Consider the following 19,830-nt stretch of genomic DNA (forward strand, 5'->3'; position numbering starts at 1 on the left):
TAACCGGCAGCCGCTAAGCCTCGGGCCGTTCCCAGGACGGGGCCGTCATGTCCACGCCGGTCGTCCCGGTCACGGTATCGGGGACCGTGCCGGACACCATCTTCGAGAATGCCCGCCCCGGCGACTGGATCGCGACCCTCGATCTCTCGGGGGGCGTGCTCGAGGTTGCGCTCACCGGCGCCGACGCCAACCGCTTCGACGCCGCCTTCGACCGCGCCGCGCAGCGCCTTCTGATCACCCCGGTCGAGCGCTTCGACGCCGAGGGCCTGGGCGCCCACGTCTTCGCTTTCGGTCTTGCGGTCCGCACCGCCGCCGGCTGGCAGGACCTGCCGCAGGGCTGGCAGGTCGCGCTGCGCGACCTGGACGACACGCCGCCGCAGGCGCTGCGCTTCCTCTCCGGCGGCGCCGTGCTGTCGGATGATCCCGGCGCGGTCATCGGCACGCTCGCCGCAGAGGACCCGGACACGCCCGGCCCGCTCTCCTATCGCGTCGCCTGGCCGGACGACGCCTTCTTCGTTGTTGAGGGCGACGTGCTGCGGCTGCGCGACGGCGTCGCCCTCGCCACCCTGGCCGACACGACGCGCCCCGTGCTGATCGAGGTCTGGGACGGGCTCCAGGGCGCCGCCTTCAGCCTGGACGTCACCATCCTGGCGACCGGCCCGGCGGTGAACGTGATCCTGGGCACGGAGGACCCGGATTCCCTCTCGGGCGGCGTGGGGGCCGACTTCATCCTCGGCCTTGGCGGCAATGACGGGATCAACGGCGGCGCCGGCAACGACATCCTGGAGGGTTGGGCGGGCAACGACGCCCTGGACGGCAGCCTCGGCAACGACACGCTCGACGGCGGGGCGGGCAACGACGTCATCTGGGGCGGCGGCGGCGGCGGCGGCAACGACGTGCTGCGCGGTGGCGAGGGCAACGACACGCTGCGCGGGCAGAACGGCGAGGACACGCTGGATGGCGGCGCCGGCCGCGACGTGCTGGACGGCAATGCCGGGCAGGACTCGCTCGATGGCGGCGAGGGCGACGATCTGCTCAACGGCAGCGCCGGCAACGACACGCTGTCCGGCGGCGCCGGCAACGACACGCTGATTGGCGGCACCGAACTCGCGTGGCTCGACGGCGGCGACGGCGCGGACTCGCTGCTCGGCGGCGCCTCGGGCGACACGCTGCTCGGCGGCGAGGGTGCGGACACGCTCGATGGCGGCGGGGGCGCGGACCTGCTGGCCGGCGGCGCGGGCGACGACACCTATGTTCTGTCGGGGCCGGGGCCCGCGATCACCGAAGCCGAGGACGAAGGCTTCGACACGATGATCGTCGGCTTCGCCGCGACCATCGCCGGCGGCGTGGAAGTCCTGCGCCTGCGCGAAGGCGCGGGCGACCTCGCGGCCTATGGCGCCGCCCTGGCCGACCGCCTCCTCGGCAACGCCGGCGCCAACCTGCTGGCCGGGGCGGGCGGCGCGGACACGCTGGATGGCGCGGACGGCGCCGACACGCTCGATGGCGGGGAGGGGGGCGACGTGCTGCTCGGCGGCAACGGCGCCGACAGCCTCGCCGGCGGCGCGGGCGCCGACCGTCTGGAAGGCGGGGCGGATGCCGACACGCTGGATGGCGGGGCGGATGCGGATTCGGCGGAGGGTGGAGAGGGCAGCGACCTGCTGCTCGGCGCGGATGGCGCCGACTCGCTGGAGGGGGGCGCCGGCAACGACACGGTCTCGGGCGGCGGCGGCGACGATGCGCTCTCGGGCGGGGCGGGAGTGGACAGCCTTGCCGGCGGCCTCGGCGCCGATCTGCTGGACGGCGGGACCGAGGATGACACGCTCGCCGGCGCCGAAGGCGACGACACGCTGCGCGGCGCCGAGGGCAACGACCGGCTGCAGGGTGAAGCCGAGGCCGACCTGATCGATGGCGGGGCAGGGCTCGACACGCTGGAGGGCGGCGCGGGCGACGACCTGCTGCTTGGGGGCGCCGGTGCCGACAGCCTGATCGGCGGCCTCGGCGCCGACACGCTCCTCGGCGGCGCGGATGCGGACACGCTGGCCGGCGGCGACGCGCCCGACCTGCTGCGCGGGGAGGACGGGAACGATTCGCTGCGCGGCGACGCGGCCGAGGACGTGCTCGAGGGCGGCGCCGGAAATGACCGGCTGCGCGGCGGCACGGGGAACGATGCGCTGCTGGGCGAGACCGGCGACGACTCGCTGCAGGGGGAGGATGGCGACGACCTGCTTTCGGGCAATGCGGGCGGCGACGTGCTGGACGGCGGCGACGGCAGGGACCTCCTGCTCGGAGGCGACGGCAACGATTCGCTCGTGGGCGGAGCCGGCGACGACACGCTTGCCGGTGGCCGCGATGCCGACATGCTGGACGGCGGATCGGGCCGGGACAGGCTGGATGGCGGGGGCGGGGACGACCTGCTGCGTGCCGGCCCCGACGGCGGCGCCGAGCTGCGCGGGGGGGAGGGGGCCGACACGCTGGATGGGACGGCCGGCGAGGGAGTCGGCAGCCTGTTGATCGGCGGCCTCGGCAACGACACCTACCTGGTGGATGCGCTGTCCGATCGCCTGCTGGAAGAGCCCGGCGCGGGCATCGACACGGTCCGCGCGCTGCTGGAGGCGGGCGCCTACGCCCTGCCTGCCGACCTGGAGCAACTCGTGCTGCTCGGCGGCACGCTGACGGGGCACGGCAATGCGCTGGCCAACCGCATCGAGGGCAACGAGCTGGCGAACCTGCTGACCGGCGGCGCGGCGGCTGACACCCTGATCGGCGGCGCAGGCAGGGACACGCTGATCGGCGGACAGGGCCAGGACGTCTTCGTGCTCGGAGCCGGCGCCGGGGCGGACGTGATCTCCGATTTCCGGCCCGGAGAGGATGTGCTGATGCTCGCTGGCGCCGGCCACGCGACCGCCGCGGCGGCGCTTGCGGCGTTCCGCGCCGTCGGCGGCGGGCTTGAGCTGCCGATCACCGGCGGCTCGGTGCTGCTGGAAGGCATCGCCGCCGGCACGCTGCGCGCCCAGGACATCCTGATCGGCTGAAGCGGCCCGACGAGCGCGGGGGCGTCAACTACCGCACGATGTCCCGATAGGCGTGCCAGGTGGCGTGGCCGACCAGCGGCAGCACCAGCGCAAGCCCCAGGAAAAAGGGCACCAGCGCCATCGCCGTGAACACCACGATCAGCCCGGCCCAGAAGGCCATGGCGCGCCAGTTGTCGAGCGTGGCGCGGATCGAGATGACGATCGCCTCGATCGCGGAGATGTCGCGATCCACCAGCATCGGGATGGACACCGCGGCGACCGCGAAGGCGACGGAGGCTAGGACGAAGCCCGCGCCGGTGCCGATCACCAGGAAGGGCACCAGCTGGTCCGAGCGCAGCAGCGCCAGCGGCAGCGTCTCGATCGAGGGGCTGAAGCCGAGGCCGAAGAACACCATGAACAGCAACCCGGCGAGCCGTACCCAGAACAGGTTGATCAGCAGCAGCACGGCGCCCATCAGCGCGAGCTGCGGCCCGTTGCGGCGGAAGGCGGTGAAGGCGATGCCGAGCGAGACCGGCTCGCCGAGTTCGCGCCGGCGGCTGGTCTCATAGAGCCCGGCGCCCAGCAGCGGTGCGACCAGGAAGAAGCCGGCGACGGCCGGCAGCACGGCCCAGAGCGCGTCCACCGCGATCAGCAGCAGCACCAGCGCCCAGCTCGCCGCGACGATCGCGCCACCATAGAAGAAGCCGATATGCGGCGTGGCCATCAGGTCGCGCCAGCCCGCTTCGAGCCATCGCCACGGGCGGTCGTTCGGCACGACGTGGATGGTCGGGCGCGCGCCCGCCACTGCCGGTGCGGCAGGTTCGGCGGTTTCCGTGGTCATCGTCGGCTCTCCTCCCCAGGGGCCCGGGTGTGATCGCAACAGCATAGGCGCTGTGCGGTGCAGCAAGACTTGATCCGCATCAAGGACGCTGACCACCTGGGAGGGTCTTCTTGCCGCACGCGCCGGTCGGCCCGCGACCTCGGCGCGCGGAGGGGAGATCCGACCTCATGTCAGCAACAGGCTATGCCGAAGGGCTGGCCGCACCCGCCACGGGCGCACACAGCGCCGTGCGGGTCGATGCCTATGTGGAGGCGCCGATTCGCGCCTTCGCCATCGCCACCGTCTTCTGGGGCGTGGTGGGCTTCCTCGTGGGGGTGGTCATCGCCTCCCAACTCGCCTGGCCGCTCCTGAACCTCGACCTCGAATGGACCACCTTCGGCCGCCTGCGGCCGGTGCACACCAGCGCCGTGATCTTCGCCTTCGGCGGCAACGCGCTGCTCTGCACCAGCCTCTACGTCGTGCAGCGAACCTGCCGCGCCCGCCTGTTCGGCGGCGACGCGATGGGGTGGTTCCTCTTCTGGGGCTACCAGTTCGTCATCGTCGCGGCCGCGCTGGGCTACGTGCTCGGCGTCACGCAGGGCAAGGAATATGCCGAGCCCGAATGGTACGTGGACCTGTGGCTGACCGTGGTGTGGGTGCACTACCTGGTCGCCTTCGGCGGCACGATCATCCGCCGCGAGGAGCCGCACATCTACGTGGCGAACTGGTTCTACCTCGCCTTCATCATCACGGTGGCGATGCTCCATATCGGCAACAACCTGGCGCTGCCGATCACCATGGGCCATTCGAAGAGCTACGGCCTGGCGTCCGGCGTGCAGGACGCGATGATCCAGTGGTGGTACGGCCACAACGCGGTGGGCTTCTTCCTGACCGCAGGCTTCCTCGGGATGATGTACTACTTCATTCCGAAGCAGGCGGAGCGGCCGGTCTATTCCTACCGCCTGTCCATCGTGCACTTCTGGTCGCTGATCTTCCTCTACATCTGGGCGGGTCCGCATCACCTGCACTACACCGCGCTGCCCGACTGGGCGCAGACGCTGGGCATGGTGTTCTCGATCATGCTGTGGATGCCGTCCTGGGGCGGCATGATCAACGGCGTGATGACGCTCTCCGGGGCGTGGGACAAGCTGCGCACCAACCCGGCGCTGCGCTTCTCCGTCACCGCCGTCGGCTTCTACGGCATGTCCACCTTCGAAGGCCCGGTCATGTCCATCAAGGCGGTGAACGCGCTGAGCCACTACACGGACTGGACCATCGGCCACGTCCATAGCGGCGCGATGGGCTGGGTCGGCTTCGTGACCTTCGGCGCGCTCTACTGGCTGTTCCCGCGCCTCTGGAACAAGCAGCGGATCTACTCCGAGAAGCTGATCTCCTGGCACTTCTGGATCGCGACGCTCGGCATCGTGCTCTACATCACCGCGATGTGGGTCTCGGGGATCCTGCAGGGCCTGATGTGGCGCGCCTACGACGAGAACGGCTTCCTGCAGTACAGCTTCATCGAGACCGTCGCGGCGATGCACCCCTACTACGTGATCCGCGTGATGGGCGGGCTGCTCTACCTCACCGGCGCGCTGATCATGGTCTACAACCTCTGGATGACCGTCACCCGCGGCGAGAGCGAGGAGGCGGTCGCCGCCCCCGCGCCTGCGTCCGCCGTGTCGGCCGCCGCCGCGTGAAGGAGGGCGGAGCGATGAAGTGGTTCAATCACGCCGTCATCGAGAAGAACGTGATCCTGATGGGCGTGCTCACGCTCATCACGGTCTCGATCGGCGGTCTCGCGCAGATCGTGCCGCTGTTCACCGTGGCCACCACGATCGAGCGGGTGGAAGGCGTGCGCCCCTACACCCCGCTCGAGCTGATGGGGCGCAACATCTACGTGCGCGAAGGCTGCTACGTCTGCCACAGCCAGATGGTGCGGCCCTTCCGTGACGAGCTGGAGCGCTACGGGCACTTCTCCCTCGCCGCGGAGAGCATGTACGACCATCCGTTCCAATGGGGCTCGAAGCGTTCGGGGCCGGACCTCGCGCGCGTCGGCGGCCGCTACTCGGATGACTGGCAGGCGGCGCATCTGCGCAGCCCGCGCGCGGTGGTGCCGGAGAGCATCATGCCGCCCTACGCCTTCCTCGACCGTCCGCTCGCCTATGCGGACATCGCGGATCACCTGAAGGCGCAGCGCGCGATCGGCGTGCCCTACAGCGAGGAGATGATCGCCAACGCCCGCGCCGACCTCGAGGCGCAGGCGCGGCCCGAGGCCGATCCGGCGGCCTTCCAGGGCCGCTACGCCCGCGCCCGCCAGGCCGCCTTCGACGGCAATCCCGGCGCCATCACCGAGATGGATGCCGTGGTCGCCTACCTCCAGATGCTCGGCACGCTCGTGCAGTTCCGCGACGTGACGCCCGAGCAGATGCGGCAGCAATAAGGGAGGCTGACGATGATCGAGACGCTGTCCTCCCTCCACTCCACCTTCGCGACGCTGTGGGTGGTCTGGTTCTTCGTGCTGTTCACCGGGATCATCCTCTACGTGATGGCCCCCTGGCGGAAGCGCGGCTACGAGCGCGCGGGCGATATCCCGCTGCGTGACGAGCTGCCGCCTTCCCGCCGCTGAGGAATCGGTCATGCCGACGAAGATCGAAAAGGACGCCCTGACGGGCACCGACACCACCGGCCATGAATGGGACGGGCTCAAGGAGCTGAACACGCCCCTGCCGAAATGGTGGCTCTATGTGATGTATGCGACGATCGCCTTCTCGCTGGTCTGGGTCATCCTCTACCCGGCCTTCCCGATCCGCGGCGCCACCGGCGTCACCGGATGGATCGCGCGGGAAGCGGTGATGCAGGACGTCGCCGCCGCGAATGAGCGGATGGCGCCGATGCTGAACCGCATCCGCGAAGCCACCCCGCAGCAGATCGCGGCCGACCCCGACCTGCGCGCCTTCGCGATGGCCGGCGGGCGCATCGCCTTCGCCAACAACTGCGCCGGCTGCCACGGCGCGGGCGGGCAGGGCGCGCAGGGCGGCTTCCCCAGCCTTGCCGATGACGACTGGATCTGGGGCGGCAGCTACGACGCCATCCTGCAGACCATCCGCCACGGCATCCGCGCCGGCGAAAGCGATGAGGAGCGCACCAGCATGATGCCGCGCTTCGTCGCCGACGGCGTGCTGACCGTGCCGCAGGTCAACGACGTCGCCGCCTATGTCGCCTCGCTCGGCGGCAGCACCGACGACGCCGCGGCGGTGGAGCGCGGCAAGCCGCTCTACGCCGACAACTGCGCCTCCTGCCACGGCGAGAATGCCGAGGGTAACCGGGATGTCGGCGCGCCGCGGCTCAACGACCGGATCTGGCTGCATGGCGGCGACCGCCACGCGATCGCGCGCTTCATCGCGAATCCCCGCATGGGCGTGATGCCGGCCTGGGGCGGCCGCCTCGATCCGGCGACCATGAACATGCTGGCCGTCTACGTGCACGCGCTCGGCGGCGGCGAGAACTGAGCAGGGCCATGAACGACGTCACGGCACGCGCGAAGCTGTCTCCGGCGGGCGGGTCCCCGCCGCCGGACCAGCCGCTCTACGCGAACCGCCAGAAGGTCTATCCGAAGGCGGTGTCGGGTCCGGTGCGCCGGGCCAAGTGGGCCGTGCTCGTCGTCTGCCTCGCGCTCTACTACCTGCTGCCCTGGATCCGCTGGGACCGCGGCCCCGGCGCGCCCGACCAGGCGGTGCTCGTGGACATGACCCATGGCCGCCTCTACTTCTTCTTCTTCGAGATCTGGCCGCAGGAGGTCTATTTCCTCACCGGCCTGCTGATCCTCGGCGCGATCGCGCTGTTCGCCGCGACGTCGCTCTTCGGCCGCGTCTGGTGCGGTTTCGCCTGCCCGCAGACAGTCTGGACGGACCTGTTCATGTGGGTCGAACGGAAGATCCAGGGCGACCGCAACGAGCGCATGCGCCTCGACAAGGCGCCCTGGACCGCCATGAAGTGGCGCAAGAAGGTGCTGACCCACGCGGCCTGGCTTGCCATCGCCATGGCGACCGGCGGCGCCTGGATCATGTATTTCAACGACGCCATCGAGCTCTGGCCCAAGTTCTTCACCGGCCAGGCCGGCGCGGGTGTCTACCTGTTCTTCTGGCTCTTCACGGGCACCACCTATCTGCTCGCCGGCTGGGCGCGGGAGCAGGTCTGCACCTACATGTGCCCCTGGCCGCGCTTCCAGGCCGCGATGCTGGACGAGAACTCCCTCGTCGTCTCCTACCGCGCCTGGCGCGGCGAGCCGCGCGGCAAGGCCAAGGCCGAAGGCATCGGCGACTGCGTTGACTGCATGGCCTGCGTCAATGTCTGCCCCACCGGCATCGACATCCGCGACGGCCAGCAGCTGGAATGCATCGGCTGCGGCCTCTGCATCGACGCCTGCGACGACATCATGGGCAAGCTCGGCCGCCCGAAGGGCCTGATCGCCTTCGAGACGCTGAAGAACATCGCCGCCTCGGAAGGCGCGACGCGGTCCATGTCCCCCTGCGCCGCCCGCACCGAGGCCGGGATGGGCGTGCGGCACGTGCCGAACTTCATCCGTGCGCGAACCATCATCTATGCCGGCGTGCTGGCGGCCGTGGTCGCGGTGATGCTCGGCGCCTGGCTGCTGCGCCAGGAGGTCACGCTCGCCGTGCTGCGCGACCGCGCGCCGCTCTATGTGCGGCTGGCCGATGGCGGCGTGCGCAACGCCTACACGCTGAAGATCGCCAACAAGACCCGCGATGCCGGCACGCTGACGCTGGCGCTCGAGAGCCACGCGCCGCTGACGCTCTCGATCCAGGAAGCGCCCGAGGCCGGCCCCAACCGGTTCACCGTGAACACGCGGGCGGACGGCCTGACGGAATGGCGGGCGCTGGCCACGCTGCCGCCGGGCGCGCGCATGCGTGAGAGCACGGAGATCACCTTCCGCCTGCTCGATGCGCGTGGCCGCACCGTGGCGCGGACCGACAGCGTCTTCCTCGCCCCGCATGAGGAGCACCGCCGATGAGCGACAGCACTCTTCCTCCCGGCGCAGATTTCGACCCGCGCCGCAGCCGCTGGATCCCCTGGGCCTTCGTCGGCGCCTTCGTGGTGATCATCGCGGTGAACATGGTGCTCGTCGTCGCATCGCTGAGCACCTTCACCGGGCTGACCACGGCGCATTCCTATGATCGCGGCCGCGCCTACAACGCGGTGCTGGCGGAAGCCGCGCGGCAGGATGCGCTCGGCTGGACGGCGCAGGTCACGCTGGAGGGCGAGGCCCTGGCCGTCGCGGTCACGGACCGCGAGGGCCTGCCGGTCGGTGGAAGGCTGGAAGGCGCGCTGCTGCGGCCGCTCGAAGGCACGCAGCTGCCGCTTGACTTCGCCGCCGCGGGCACCGGCCGCTTCCTGGCCCATGCCGCGCTGCCCGCCTCCGGCCAGTGGGAGGCGCGGCTGACGCTGCATGGGGCGGACGGTGCACGCTTCGACATCCGCCAGCGGGTCTTCGCACGATGACCGTCGCGGCCGGCTATCCCGAGGGCCTCGCGCCCGGTCAGGCCGGCCTCTCGCGCGCGGCCTGCGCGCATTGCGCCGCGCAGCTCGTGCCCGGCCAGGGCGAGTTCTGCTGCACGGGCTGTGCCGGCGCGCACGCCCTGGTGCGCGGCCTCGGCCTCGATGCCTTCTACCGCCGGCAGGAGACCGCCGCCGGCACGCTGCGCCCGCCCGAGACGCTTTCGACCGATTTCGCGCCGCATGCGCGCGACGCCGGCAAGGGCGTGCAGGAGCTCGACCTGATCGTCAGCGGGCTCACCTGCGGCGCCTGCGTCTGGCTGGTGGAGCAGGCGCTCGCCGCCGAGCCGGACGTGCTGAAGGCGCGCGCGAGTCTCTCCACCCGGCGCCTGACCATCGCCTGGCGCGGCACGCCGGGGCGCGCCAACGACCTTGCGGGGCTCGTCGCGCGGCTCGGCTTCAAGGTCGCGCCCTGGTCGCCGGCCTGCCTGCGCGCGACGGAGGATGCGGAGGGTCGCGCGCTGATCCGCGCGCTGGGCATCGCCGCCTTCGGCGCGATGAACGTCATGCTCGTCTCCATCGCCGTCTGGGTCGGGACGGACATGGAGCCCGAGACGCGCCACCTGATGCACTGGCTCGCCGCGCTGATCGGCCTGCCGACGGTGCTGGTGGCGGGGATGCCCTTCTACCGCTCGGCCTGGGATGCGATCCGCGCCGGCCGCGTGAACATGGACCTCGCCGTCTCCATCGGCGTGCTGGCCACGACGCTCATGTCGCTGAGCGAGACCTTCCGCAACGGCGAGTACACCTGGTTCGACGGCGCCACCTCGCTGCTCGCGCTGCTGCTCGCGGGGCGCGTTCTGGACCGTGCGATGCGCCGCCGCGCCCGGCAGTCCATGGCCGAGCTTCTGGCGCTGCAGGAGGGCACGGTCGCGCTGTGCCTGGCGGATGGCACCACCCGAAACGTCCCGGCCGAGAGCGTGCGCGCCGGCGACGTCGTGCTGGTCGCCGCCGGCGAGCGACTTCGCCTCGACGGCACGGCAGAGGAGCCGCTGCTGCTCGACACGTCTGCCACCACCGGCGAGTCGCTGCCGCGCGAGATCCCGCCGCACACGCTGGTCGAGGCCGGCGCGGTGAACATGGGCGCGGCCTTCACGATGACGGTCGCGGCGGCAGCCGGCGACGGATCCCTTGCGCAGCTTGCCCGCCTGCTGGAGCGGGCGGAGCAGGGGCGAGGGCGCTTCGTCTCGATCGCCGACAAGGCGGCGCGGCTCTACGTGCCGATCGTGCATGCGATCGCCTTCGCCACCTTCCTCGGCTGGTGGCTCGGCGTCGGCGTGAGCTGGCAGGCGGCGCTGGTGCCCGCTGTTGCGGCGCTGATCGTCACCTGCCCCTGCGGCCTGGCCATCGCCGTGCCGGCCGTGCAGGTGGCCGCGGTCGGCGCGTTGTTCCGCCGCGGCGTGCTGGTCGCCTCGCCCACCGCGCTGGAACGGCTGGCCAGCGCTGATCACGCCGTGCTGGACAAGACCGGCACGCTGACCGAGGGCCGGCCGGAGCTGATCGCGGACGACACGCTGGACCCGGGCGTGCTGCGCAGCGCCGCGGGACTGGCGCGCGCCAGCCATCACCCGCTCGCGCAGGCGCTGGTGCGGGCCTGCCCCGAGGCGCCCGCCATTGCCGGCGTGCGGGAAATCCCTGGCAAGGGCCTGATCCGCGGCAGCGCCCGGCTCGGCAGCCCCGCATTCTGCGGCCTGCCGGACGACCAGGGCTCGGGCATGGAGCTGGTCTATTGCGTCGCCGGTCAGCCGCCCGCCGTGTTCCGCTTCGCCGACCGGCTGCGCGGCGATGCCGGCGAGGCGGTGGCGGAGCTGCGCGAGCTCGGCCTGGAGACGGAGCTGCTCTCGGGCGATGGCGCCGGCGCGGTGGAGGCGGCGGCGGCCGCCGCGGGCATAGGCCCCTGGCAGGCCCGCGCGACACCGGCCGACAAGGCGCACCGCATCGAATCGCTGCGTGCATCCGGGCGGCACCCGCTGATGGTCGGTGACGGCATCAACGACGCGGCGGCGCTCAGCCTCGCCCATGTCTCGATGAGCCCTGGCACCGGCACGGACGTTGCCCAGGCGGCATCCGACATCGTGCTGCGCGCGGAGGGGCTGACGGCGTTGCCGGCGGCGATCCGCGTCGCGCGCAAGGCGCAGGCGCTGGCGCGGCAGAACATCGTGTTCAGCCTGGTCTACAACGTGGTGGCCGTGCCCATGGCCGTGCTCGGCTTCGTCACGCCGCTGATCGCGGCGGTGGTGATGGCAAGCTCCTCGATCATCGTGATCTGCAACGCGCTGCGCGCCGGCAAGGAGACGAGTGCATGAATGCTCTGGTTTTCCTGGTGCCCGCGGCGCTGGCGCTCGGCCTGCTCGGCCTCGCCTTCTTCCTCTGGACGCTGAAGTCGCGCCAATACGACGACCTCGACGGCGCGGCCAGCCGCATCCTGTTCGACGACCTGCCACGGAAGGACAACAAGCCATGATCTATTTCGTCGTTCTCAGCGCGATCCTCTCGGTGCTCGGCCTTGCCGCCATCGCGGCTGCGCAGGAAATTGGGTTGCTGCTGTTCGGCTACGGGCTGTTTGCCTTCGGCGTGCTCTTCGCCCTGTTCCTGGTGAAGCGGCATTTCGACTTCGCGGACGGCTCCGCCCGCCACTGACCACCGCAACGGAACCGTTGCGGTAGCGGCCGACCCGCGCGACACTGCCAATCCAGGGCCCCACGTGCCCGGTTGAGGGAGATCGCCACATGAAGTCCGCTCGCATGCTTCTGGCCGCGCTTGGCGCGGCTGGCCTTGTGGCCTGCGCCGACCAACAGGCCGCCGCGCCCGCCGCGGCGCCGGCCGCCGCGCCGCCGCCCCAGGCCGCCGCCGTCGCGACCACGACGCAGCGCACCGCCGTGGTGGAGACCGTGAACATGCGCGAGCGCTCCGTCCTGCTGCGCGGCGATGCCGGCTCACAGAACGGGGTGCTGGCGACCATCCGCGTCGGCCCGCAGGTGCGCAACCTGGCGCAGGTCAAGCCGGGCGACCGCGTCGTCTACACCGTCACGGATGCCGTGGCCGCGGTGATCGCGAAGCCGGGCGACGGCGCGGGCCCCGCGGGCGCTGCGGTGGTCGCGAGCCGCGCGGCGCCGGGCGAGCGCCCCGCCGCGAGCATCACCGAGGGCACCCGGGTACGCGTGCGCGTTGATTCGGTGGATCTGGGCCGGAACACCGTGACCTTCACTGATCCGGACGGCCAGCAGCGCACCGTCCGCGTGCAGGATCCCCGCATGCGCCAGTTCATCCGCACCCTGCACCAGGGCGACATGGTGGATGTGGTGCTGATCGAGACCGCTGACCTGCGCGTGCTGCCGCCGGCCTGACGCCGGCGCGATCGCCTGTGCCGGCTCAACCCGGCACGGGCGACAATTCCCTCTTCAGGCAGCGCAGCGCGAAACTGGTGCGCGTGTGCCGCACGCCGGGCAGGCGGTAGAGCTGGTCCCGCAGCAACCGCTCATAGCCGACGGTGCCGCCGACCGCGGCCTTTATGACGTAGTCGTATTCCCCCGTGACCAGGTGACATTCCAGGATCTCGGGAATGGCCTGCACCGCTTCCTCGAAGCGCTTCAGATGCGCCTCGTCGTGGCGTTCCATCATCACCTCGATGAACACCGTGTCGGGCAGGCCGAGCGCCGCCTGATCCAGCAGCGCGGCATAGCCGCGGATCACACCGGCCTGTTCCAGCCGCTTCACCCGCGTCCAGCAGGGGGAGGGAGACAATCCCACCTCCTCCGCCAGTTCGGTGTTGGTCAGCCGGCCCTGCCGCGCCAGGGCCCGAAGGATCTTCTTGTCGATTGCGTCCATGGCAGAAGCCTATTTCGTTCGTTCGGCAGCGCACAACGAAATACGGAAGCATCCTCTTCGCAAGCCAGCGCATCCTTCCCATAGTCCAGGAATGAACGGAGCCACCGCCATGGGCAGTCTCACGCGCCCCGAAGCGAGCCTCGAGGACAAGTGGAACGCCGCCGGCGAGCCGGTGGTCATGACCGGCATCCAGGCGCTGGTCCGCCTTCCCTTGCTGCAGCGCCAGTTGGACGATGCTCGGGGCTGGAACACTGCGGGCTACATCAGCGGCTATCGCGGCTCGCCGCTCGGCGGCTACGACCAGCTTCTGTTGAAGGAGGCGAAGCGCCTCACCGCCGCCAACATCGTCTTCAATCCGGGCCTGAACGAGGATCTCGCCGCCACCGCGGTCTGGGGCTCGCAGCAGGTGCCGCTCTCGCCCGGCGCGCGGCATGAGGGCGTGTTCGGCATCTGGTACGGCAAGGGCCCGGGCACGGACCGCAGCGGCGACGTGCTGCGCCACGCCAATTCCGCCGGAACCAGCGTGAAGGGCGGCGTGCTCGCGCTGTCCGGCGACGACCCGGCGGCGAAATCCTCCACGGTCACCAGCGGCTGCGAATTCACCTTCCAGGACCTCGAGATCCCCGTGCTGGACCCGGCCGAGGTCGCGGAGGTGTTGGAATTCGGCATCAAGGGTTTTGCGCTGTCGCGCTATGCCGGCGTCTGGGCCGGCCTCAAATGCGTGGCCGAGACGATGGACGCCGCGCAGACGCTGCGCGTGGACCCGGCGGCCTATGCCACCCATGCGCCGCGCTTCGACCTGCCGCCCGATGGCGTGCATCTGCGCATCCCCGACACCGCCCAGGCGCAGGAGCGCCGGCTGCGGATGGTGAAGCTGCCTGCGGCGGTGGCTTTCGCCCGCGCCAACGGCTTCGACCGGCTGGTGGTGGACAGTCCCAACGCGCGCTTCGGCATCGCCGTGCGCGGCAAGGCCTTCGCCACGCTGCGGCAGGTGCTGGCGGATGCGGGCATCTCGCCGGAGTTCGCGCGCGCGAACGGCCTGCGCATCTGGAAGGTCGGCCTCGCCTGGCCCCTCGACGCGGAAGGGGCGCGCGCCTTCGCGCAGGGGCTGGAGGAGGTGCTGGTCATCGAGGACCGCCGCGCCTTCCTCGAGCCGCAGCTGCGTGATGCGCTCTATCCACTGGACCAGCGCCCGCGCATCCTCGGCAAGAAGGATGAGCGCGGGGCGCCGCTGCTCTCCGAATTGACGGAACTTGATTCAGGCCAGGTGCTGCGCGCGCTGGCGATGCGCCTGCCGGAGGCCCTGCGCACGCCGCAACTCTCCGAGCGGCTCCGCGCACTGGAGGAGCTGGAGCGCGGCGCGGCGGAGCCCGTGACCACGCGCGATCCCTTCTTCTGCCCGGGCTGCCCGCACAACACGAGCACGCAGGTGCCGGAAGGCAGCCGCGGCCTGGCCGGCATCGGCTGCCACTGGCTCGTCACCAAGATGCCGGAGCGCAACACCACCGCCTTCACCCAGATGGGCGGCGAGGGCGTGCCCTGGCTCGGCATCGCGCCCTTCACGGACGAGGCGCATATCTTTGCCAATATCGGCGACGGCACCTGGTCGCATTCCGGCTCGCTCGCGCTGCGCGCCGCGGTGGCGGCGGGGCACCCGATGACCTTCAAGGTGCTGGTGAACTCGGCCGTCGCAATGACCGGCGGCCAGGCGGTGGAAGGTCACCCGACGGTGCCGCGCATCGCCGCACAGATCCGCGCGGAAGGCGTACAGCGCATTGCCATCGTCTCCGACGATCCGGACCGCCACCAGGGCGATGCGGAGATGCCGAAGGGCGTTACCTTCCATCCGCGCGCGACGCTCGACGCCGTGCAGAAGGAGCTGCGCGGCTTCCCCGGCGTGACGGCGCTGATCTACGACCAGGAATGCGCGACGGAGCGGCGCCGCAAGCGCAAGCGCGGCACCGCCGCGCAGGCCGAGCGCCGCGCCGTGATCAATCCGCGCGTCTGCGAGGATTGCGGCGAATGCTCCCGCGTCTCGAACTGCATCGCGGTGGAGCCGTTGGCCACACCATTCGGACGCAAGCGCAGGATCGATCAGTCCGCCTGCAACCAGGATCTGTCCTGCGTTACGGCCTTCTGCCCCTCCTTCGTCACGCTGGCCGGCGCGGAGCCGGCGAAGCCGAAGCCTGTCGTGGCGCCCGATGGCGCGCTGCCCGATCCGGTGCTGCCGGAGCCGGTGGACGGCAAGGCCTGGAACCTGCTGATCGCCGGCGTCGGCGGGCAGGGCGTGACGGCGCTGGGACAGATCCTGGCGATGGCGGCGCATCTGGATGGCCGTCCCTCGCGCAGCGTGGACACGCTCGGCTTCGCGCAGAAGGGCGGCGGCGTCTATGTGCAGCTCCGCATCGGCCGCGCCGGCGCGACGGAAGCCGAGATACCGGCGCCGCGCATCGGCGCAGGCCAGGCGGATGTGCTGCTCGCCTCCGACATCGTCGTGGCGCATGGGCGCAACGCGCGGCCGCTGCTGGGGCCGCAGCGCACCGCCGCCATCGTCAACGCCGACATGGCGCCGACGGCCGCCTTCGTGCGCGACACCTCCACCCGCTACGACGGCGAGGCGATGCTGGGCAGCCTGCGCGCGGCGACGCGGGAGGTGCATCCGCTGCATGCGGCCGCCGAGGTCGTGGCGCAACTCGGCGATGCCATCTACCTCAACATCTGGCTGCTCGGCGGCGCCTTCCAGCGCGGGCTGATCCCGATCACCGCCGGCGCGATCGAGCAGGCGATCCGCTTGAACGGCGCGCAGGTGGAGCGCAACCTGGCCGCCTTCGCCCTCGGACGCCGCGCCGTGCTGGAGGGCCGCGAGGCGACGCCGCCGAAGCCCGAGACGCTGCATGCGCTGGTCGCCCGCTGCGTCGCCGACCTCACCGCCTATCAGAGCGCGCGCTACGCCCGTCGCTATGCGGACTTCGTCGCGCAGGTCCGCGCGGCGGAAGCGCCGCTCGGCAGCGAGCGCCTGACGCGGGCGGTCGCGACGCAGCTGCATCGCCTGATGGCCTTCAAGGACGAGTACGAGGTGGCGCGGCTGCATTCCCTGCCGGAATGGCGCGCGCAGCTCGCGCATGACTTCGCGGGCCAGCCGCGGATCGAGATGAACCTCGCGCCGCCGCTGCTGTCGAAGCAGGACCCGAACACCGGGCTGCCTGCCAAGCGCCGCTTCGGGCCGTGGATGCTCTCGGCCATGGGCCTGCTGCGGCATGGTAAGGCGCTGCGCTTCACCCCGCTCGATCCCTTCGGCCGTACCGAGGAACGCCGCATGGAGCGCGCGCTGATCGAGGAATACCGCGACGCCATCGCCGCGATGCTGCCGAAGCTCGCGCCGGCGACACACGCCACGATCTGCGATTGGGCCGAGGCCGCTGCCGGCATCAAGGGTTTCGGGCCGATCAAGGCGCGCAACGTGGAGAAGACGCGGGTGCGTTGGGCGGAGATCGCGGCGCGGCTATAGTCGGGGCGGAGAAGCCGACCATGCCCCTCGACGACGCCGCCGTCTTCGACCTGCCCGACGCCACGCGCGAATTGCGCGAGACCGCGCTCGCCTTCGCGCGCGAGCGCCTCGCGCCGAACGCGCAGGACTGGGACGAGCGGAAGCACTTCCCGGTGGATGTCATGCGGGAGGCCGCGCAGCTCGGCATGGCGGCGCTCTATGTCCGCGAGGAATCGGGCGGCGCGGGCCTGACGCGCCTCGACGCCGCGGTGGTGTTCGAGGCGCTGGCGACCGGCTGCCCGACAACCTCCGCCTTCCTCTCCATCCACAACATGGTCGCCTGGATGATCGACCGCTTCGGCAACGACGCGCAGCGCGCCGAATGGCTGCCGCAGCTGATCGGCATGGACAAGATCGCGTCCTACTGCCTGACCGAGCCCGGCGCCGGCAGTGACGCGGCGGCGCTCTCCACGCGCGCCGCGCGCGACAACGCAGGCTATGTGCTGAATGGCCAGAAACAGTTCATCAGCGGGGCAGGGGCCTCCGATCTCTATCTCACCATGGTGCGCACCGGCGGCCCGGGCGCGAACGGCATCTCCGCGCTGCTCATCCCGAAGGAGGCAGCCGGCCTGTCCTTCGGTGCGAACGAGAAGAAGATGGGCTGGAACGCCCAGCCTACGCGCCAGGTCATCTTCTCCGACTGCCGCGTTCCCGCGGAGGCTCTGCTCGGCGAGGAAGGCCAGGGCTTTCGCTTCGCCATGGCCGGCCTCGATGGCGGGCGCCTGAACATCGGAGCGTGTTCCCTGGGTGGGGCGCAGCGCGCCCTCGATATCGCGATGGCCTACGTGAAAGAACGGCGCGCCTTCGGCCAAACGCTCGAAAAGTTCCAGGCGACGCAGTTCCGGCTTGCCGATATGGCAACCGAGTTGGAAGCCGCGCGCACGCTGCTCTGGCGCGCCTGCGCCAAGCTGGACGCGAAGGCGCCCGACGCCACGGCCTTCTGCGCCATGGCCAAGCGCTTCGCGACCGACACCGGCTTCCGCGTGGCGGACGAGGCGCTGCAGCTGCTCGGCGGCTACGGCTATCTCGCCGACTACGGCATCGAGAAGATCGTCCGCGACCTGCGCGTTCACCGCATCCTGGAAGGCACCAACGAGATCATGCGGCTGATCGTGGCCCGCCAGCTTCTGGGCCGCTGAGGCAAAGGACGCTGGCACGCCGACCGCCACCTGCGGTAGAATATGCCCATGCGACATGTCGCCGCATTGATGGTCGTGCTGGCTGCGCTTCCCGCTGCGGGGCAGCCGCTGCGCAGCATGGTGGTGCCGCCGGATGCGGTGGTGGTGGTTCCGCCGCGCGGGTCGGCGATTCCGGCTGCGCCCGTGCGGCCGTTTCTCCCGCCGGCGGCCCCCGTTGCCGCGGCGCCCGCCCCGGCCGCCCTCGCCCCCACCACACTGGCGCCCGCGGCGGCGGCGCCGATGGGGCTCGCGGCCGTGCCGGGCGTGCTCATTCCCCTCGCAGCCGCGGCGTTGCTCGGCGGCAGCCTGGCGGGCAGCGGCGGCAGCGGCAGCAGCGCGCCGGCAACGACGCGCTGATCCGGCCTAGCTGCGCGCTGCGGCCAGGCGCCGCTTGCGCATGTCGCGCCGCACCGACAGCCCCAGCGACACCAGCATCAGCCCGACGATCGCCAGCGCCCAGGGATAGTTCAGCACGTACCAGGGATCGCCGCCGGCCAGCTGCCAGGCGCGCAGCATCTCGGTTTCGATCAGCCGGCCCAGCAGCAGTCCGACCACCACCGCCGCCACCGGGAAGCCGTAGCGGGACAGCAGCCAGCCCAGCACCGCGAAGACGAAAAGCGTGATAGGACCGGCGATGGAGCCCTCGATCGCGAAGGCGCCCATGGTGGACATGACAAGCACCGAGGGGATGAGGTAGCGCAGCGGCAGCCGCACGAGGGTGGAGGCGCCGTAGACGAACAGCGTGCCGACCACGACCAGGATCGCAGCCTGCGCGAAGTTCGACAGGATGATCGCGTAGACCACGTCCCGGCTCTCTTCCATGAAGCGCGGGCCGCCCACCACGTTGTGCATGGCGAAGGCCGCCAGCAGGATCGCGGTGGCGCCCCCACCCGGGATGCCGAGGGCCAGCATCGTCGCCATGGACCCGCCCTCGGAGCTGGAATTGGCTGATTCGGCCGCGATCACCCCGCGCACGTCGCCTTTGCCGAAGCTTTCCGGATCCTGCGCGTTCCGCCGCGTCTCGCCATAGGACAGCAGGTTGGCGATGGAGGAGCCGATGCCCGGCACCGCGCCGACGAAGACGCCGATGGCCGATCCACGCAGCAGCGTCACCGGGTTCCTGAGCACCATCGCGCCGCCGGCGAGGATCCGTCGCAGGCTGATGCTGCGCTCGGCTTCCGATTCCACGATGAACTTCGCATTCACCAGGGCGAAGAGCTGGCTGGCGGCTAGCAGCCCCACCATGGCCGGGATGGTCGGGATGCCGTCCAGCAGCCAGACTATGCCCATGTCTCCGCGCATGTAGCCGGCCGTGTTCATGCCGACCATGCCGAACAGCACGCCGAGCCCCGCCGCGAACAGCCCCTTCGCCACGCTGGAAGCGCCGATCGACCCCAGCAGCACCATCCCCCAGATGCCGATTGCCGCCATCTCATAAGGTCCGATGCGCAGCACGATCTCCGCCATCGGCTGCACCAGCAGCAGCAGCACGATGTAGGAGATCAGCACCCCGATGCAGGAGGCGAACAGCGCCGCGCCCAGCGCCTCGTTGTGCTTGCCCTGGCGCGCCATCGGGTAGCCGTCGAAGGTGGTCGCGACGGCGGAGGAGGTGCCGGGAATGTTGATCAGCACCGCGGGAATGGAGCCGCCGAAGCCCGCGCCCGTGTAGACCGAGGTCAGGAAGATGATGGCCGGCAGGAACTCCATGTAGAGCGTGGCCGGCAGCACCAGCGCCATCGCCATGGAGACGGAGATTCCCGGCAGCGCGCCGAAGAGCAGTCCGATCAGCAGCCCCGGCACCACCCAGATCCAGGCATCGAGCGAGCCCGCGAGCAAGGCGACCGCGGCGCCGAAGGCGGTGGTGTCGATCAT

At 71.0% G+C, this 19,830-nt stretch carries 17 protein-coding genes; 14 read left to right on the plus strand and 3 right to left on the minus strand.

Annotation, left to right across the window (positions count from 1 at the left end; all coding sequences use genetic code 11):
* Window positions 1-47 precede the first annotated feature (47 nt).
* On the plus strand, window positions 48-3,032 hold the full coding sequence (locus DFH01_RS10300) for a calcium-binding protein (RefSeq protein WP_109870348.1): 2,985 nt from the start codon (window positions 48-50) through the stop codon (window positions 3,030-3,032).
* 28 nt (window positions 3,033-3,060) lie between these two features.
* Here the strand turns inward: DFH01_RS10300 and DFH01_RS10305 are convergent, their stop codons facing one another.
* Entirely contained in the window at window positions 3,061-3,852 is a 792-nt protein-coding gene (locus DFH01_RS10305) for a DUF2189 domain-containing protein (RefSeq protein ID WP_109870349.1), read from the minus strand.
* A gap of 167 nt (window positions 3,853-4,019) precedes the next feature.
* Here DFH01_RS10305 and ccoN point away from each other — a divergent pair, with 167 nt between their 5' ends.
* The 10 genes from ccoN (at window position 4,020) to DFH01_RS10355 (ending at window position 12,752) form a co-directional block, all read left to right on the plus strand.
* On the plus strand, window positions 4,020-5,528 hold the full coding sequence (ccoN, locus tag DFH01_RS10310; RefSeq protein ID WP_109870350.1) for a cytochrome-c oxidase, cbb3-type subunit I: 1,509 nt from the start codon (window positions 4,020-4,022) through the stop codon (window positions 5,526-5,528).
* Window positions 5,529-5,542: 14 nt separating this feature from the next.
* Window positions 5,543-6,271, plus strand: a complete 729-nt coding sequence (gene ccoO, locus DFH01_RS10315; RefSeq protein ID WP_109870351.1) for a cytochrome-c oxidase, cbb3-type subunit II — start codon at window positions 5,543-5,545, stop codon at window positions 6,269-6,271.
* 12 nt (window positions 6,272-6,283) lie between these two features.
* The gene (locus DFH01_RS10320; RefSeq protein WP_109870352.1) at window positions 6,284-6,457 is read left to right on the plus strand and encodes a cbb3-type cytochrome oxidase subunit 3; all 174 of its coding nucleotides are present in this window, start codon (window positions 6,284-6,286) and stop codon (window positions 6,455-6,457) included.
* Between the two features lie 10 nt (window positions 6,458-6,467).
* On the plus strand, window positions 6,468-7,340 hold the full coding sequence (gene ccoP / locus DFH01_RS10325; RefSeq protein ID WP_109870353.1) for a cytochrome-c oxidase, cbb3-type subunit III: 873 nt from the start codon (window positions 6,468-6,470) through the stop codon (window positions 7,338-7,340).
* 8 nt (window positions 7,341-7,348) lie between these two features.
* Window positions 7,349-8,863, plus strand: coding sequence for a cytochrome c oxidase accessory protein CcoG (ccoG, locus tag DFH01_RS10330; protein ID WP_109870354.1), 1,515 nt, complete (start codon window positions 7,349-7,351; stop codon window positions 8,861-8,863).
* The gene (locus tag DFH01_RS10335) at window positions 8,860-9,351 is read left to right on the plus strand and encodes a FixH family protein (RefSeq protein WP_109870355.1); all 492 of its coding nucleotides are present in this window, start codon (window positions 8,860-8,862) and stop codon (window positions 9,349-9,351) included. The genes ccoG and DFH01_RS10335 overlap by 4 nt, the downstream gene beginning before the upstream one ends.
* Window positions 9,348-11,711 carry a heavy metal translocating P-type ATPase gene (locus DFH01_RS10340; protein WP_109870356.1) on the plus strand — a complete coding sequence of 788 codons (2,364 nt, stop codon included), beginning with the start codon at window positions 9,348-9,350 and terminating at the stop codon, window positions 11,709-11,711. Before DFH01_RS10335 ends, DFH01_RS10340 begins: the two co-directional genes overlap by 4 nt.
* Complete coding sequence (ccoS, locus tag DFH01_RS10345) at window positions 11,708-11,869, plus strand: cbb3-type cytochrome oxidase assembly protein CcoS (protein ID WP_109870357.1); 162 nt, start codon at window positions 11,708-11,710, stop codon at window positions 11,867-11,869. Before DFH01_RS10340 ends, ccoS begins: the two co-directional genes overlap by 4 nt.
* Complete coding sequence (locus DFH01_RS10350; protein WP_109870358.1) at window positions 11,866-12,045, plus strand: hypothetical protein; 180 nt, start codon at window positions 11,866-11,868, stop codon at window positions 12,043-12,045. Before ccoS ends, DFH01_RS10350 begins: the two co-directional genes overlap by 4 nt.
* An 89-nt stretch (window positions 12,046-12,134) precedes the next feature.
* Window positions 12,135-12,752 (plus strand): hypothetical protein, encoded by a 618-nt coding sequence (locus tag DFH01_RS10355; protein ID WP_158287697.1) that lies wholly within the window; start codon window positions 12,135-12,137, stop codon window positions 12,750-12,752.
* Between the two features lie 25 nt (window positions 12,753-12,777).
* Here DFH01_RS10355 and DFH01_RS10360 read toward each other — a convergent pair whose 3' ends face one another.
* Window positions 12,778-13,233, minus strand: coding sequence for an Lrp/AsnC family transcriptional regulator (locus tag DFH01_RS10360; RefSeq protein WP_109870360.1), 456 nt, complete (start codon window positions 13,231-13,233; stop codon window positions 12,778-12,780).
* Between the two features lie 109 nt (window positions 13,234-13,342).
* Between DFH01_RS10360 and DFH01_RS10365 the strand changes: the two genes are divergently transcribed.
* From DFH01_RS10365 to DFH01_RS10375, 3 genes are read left to right on the plus strand one after another with little or no spacing between them, the layout of a single operon-like run.
* Entirely contained in the window at window positions 13,343-16,741 is a 3,399-nt protein-coding gene (locus DFH01_RS10365; protein ID WP_109870361.1) for an indolepyruvate ferredoxin oxidoreductase family protein, read from the plus strand.
* A gap of 20 nt (window positions 16,742-16,761) precedes the next feature.
* Complete coding sequence (locus DFH01_RS10370) at window positions 16,762-17,919, plus strand: acyl-CoA dehydrogenase family protein (protein WP_109870362.1); 1,158 nt, start codon at window positions 16,762-16,764, stop codon at window positions 17,917-17,919.
* 48 nt (window positions 17,920-17,967) lie between these two features.
* On the plus strand, window positions 17,968-18,315 hold the full coding sequence (locus DFH01_RS10375; RefSeq protein WP_146217031.1) for a hypothetical protein: 348 nt from the start codon (window positions 17,968-17,970) through the stop codon (window positions 18,313-18,315).
* Window positions 18,316-18,321: 6 nt separating this feature from the next.
* On the opposite strand, the gene DFH01_RS10380 is transcribed toward DFH01_RS10375, so the two are convergent.
* Window positions 18,322-19,830, minus strand: a complete 1,509-nt coding sequence (locus tag DFH01_RS10380) for a tripartite tricarboxylate transporter permease (RefSeq protein WP_109870364.1) — start codon at window positions 19,828-19,830, stop codon at window positions 18,322-18,324.

It is taken from the genome of Falsiroseomonas bella (assembly GCF_003173615.1).
Classification (GTDB): Bacteria; Pseudomonadota; Alphaproteobacteria; order Acetobacterales; family Acetobacteraceae; genus Falsiroseomonas; species Falsiroseomonas bella.

Excerpts from the sequence above, each read along its gene's own strand:
- DFH01_RS10300 (WP_109870348.1), top strand. The coding sequence starts at position 48 with ATGTCCACGCCGGTCGTCCCGGTCACGGTATCGGGGACCGTGCCGGAC.
- DFH01_RS10305 (WP_109870349.1), bottom strand. The coding sequence starts at position 3,852 with ATGACCACGGAAACCGCCGAACCTGCCGCACCGGCAGTGGCGGGCGCG.
- ccoN (WP_109870350.1), top strand. The coding sequence starts at position 4,020 with ATGTCAGCAACAGGCTATGCCGAAGGGCTGGCCGCACCCGCCACGGGC.
- ccoO (WP_109870351.1), top strand. The coding sequence starts at position 5,543 with ATGAAGTGGTTCAATCACGCCGTCATCGAGAAGAACGTGATCCTGATG.
- DFH01_RS10320 (WP_109870352.1), top strand. The coding sequence starts at position 6,284 with ATGATCGAGACGCTGTCCTCCCTCCACTCCACCTTCGCGACGCTGTGG.
- ccoP (WP_109870353.1), top strand. The coding sequence starts at position 6,468 with ATGCCGACGAAGATCGAAAAGGACGCCCTGACGGGCACCGACACCACC.
- ccoG (WP_109870354.1), top strand. The coding sequence starts at position 7,349 with ATGAACGACGTCACGGCACGCGCGAAGCTGTCTCCGGCGGGCGGGTCC.
- DFH01_RS10335 (WP_109870355.1), top strand. The coding sequence starts at position 8,860 with ATGAGCGACAGCACTCTTCCTCCCGGCGCAGATTTCGACCCGCGCCGC.
- DFH01_RS10340 (WP_109870356.1), top strand. The coding sequence starts at position 9,348 with ATGACCGTCGCGGCCGGCTATCCCGAGGGCCTCGCGCCCGGTCAGGCC.
- ccoS (WP_109870357.1), top strand. The coding sequence starts at position 11,708 with ATGAATGCTCTGGTTTTCCTGGTGCCCGCGGCGCTGGCGCTCGGCCTG.
- DFH01_RS10350 (WP_109870358.1), top strand. The coding sequence starts at position 11,866 with ATGATCTATTTCGTCGTTCTCAGCGCGATCCTCTCGGTGCTCGGCCTT.
- DFH01_RS10355 (WP_158287697.1), top strand. The coding sequence starts at position 12,135 with ATGAAGTCCGCTCGCATGCTTCTGGCCGCGCTTGGCGCGGCTGGCCTT.
- DFH01_RS10360 (WP_109870360.1), bottom strand. The coding sequence starts at position 13,233 with ATGGACGCAATCGACAAGAAGATCCTTCGGGCCCTGGCGCGGCAGGGC.
- DFH01_RS10365 (WP_109870361.1), top strand. The coding sequence starts at position 13,343 with ATGGGCAGTCTCACGCGCCCCGAAGCGAGCCTCGAGGACAAGTGGAAC.
- DFH01_RS10370 (WP_109870362.1), top strand. The coding sequence starts at position 16,762 with ATGCCCCTCGACGACGCCGCCGTCTTCGACCTGCCCGACGCCACGCGC.
- DFH01_RS10375 (WP_146217031.1), top strand. The coding sequence starts at position 17,968 with ATGCGACATGTCGCCGCATTGATGGTCGTGCTGGCTGCGCTTCCCGCT.
- DFH01_RS10380 (WP_109870364.1), bottom strand. The coding sequence starts at position 19,830 with ATGATCGACACCACCGCCTTCGGCGCCGCGGTCGCCTTGCTCGCGGGC.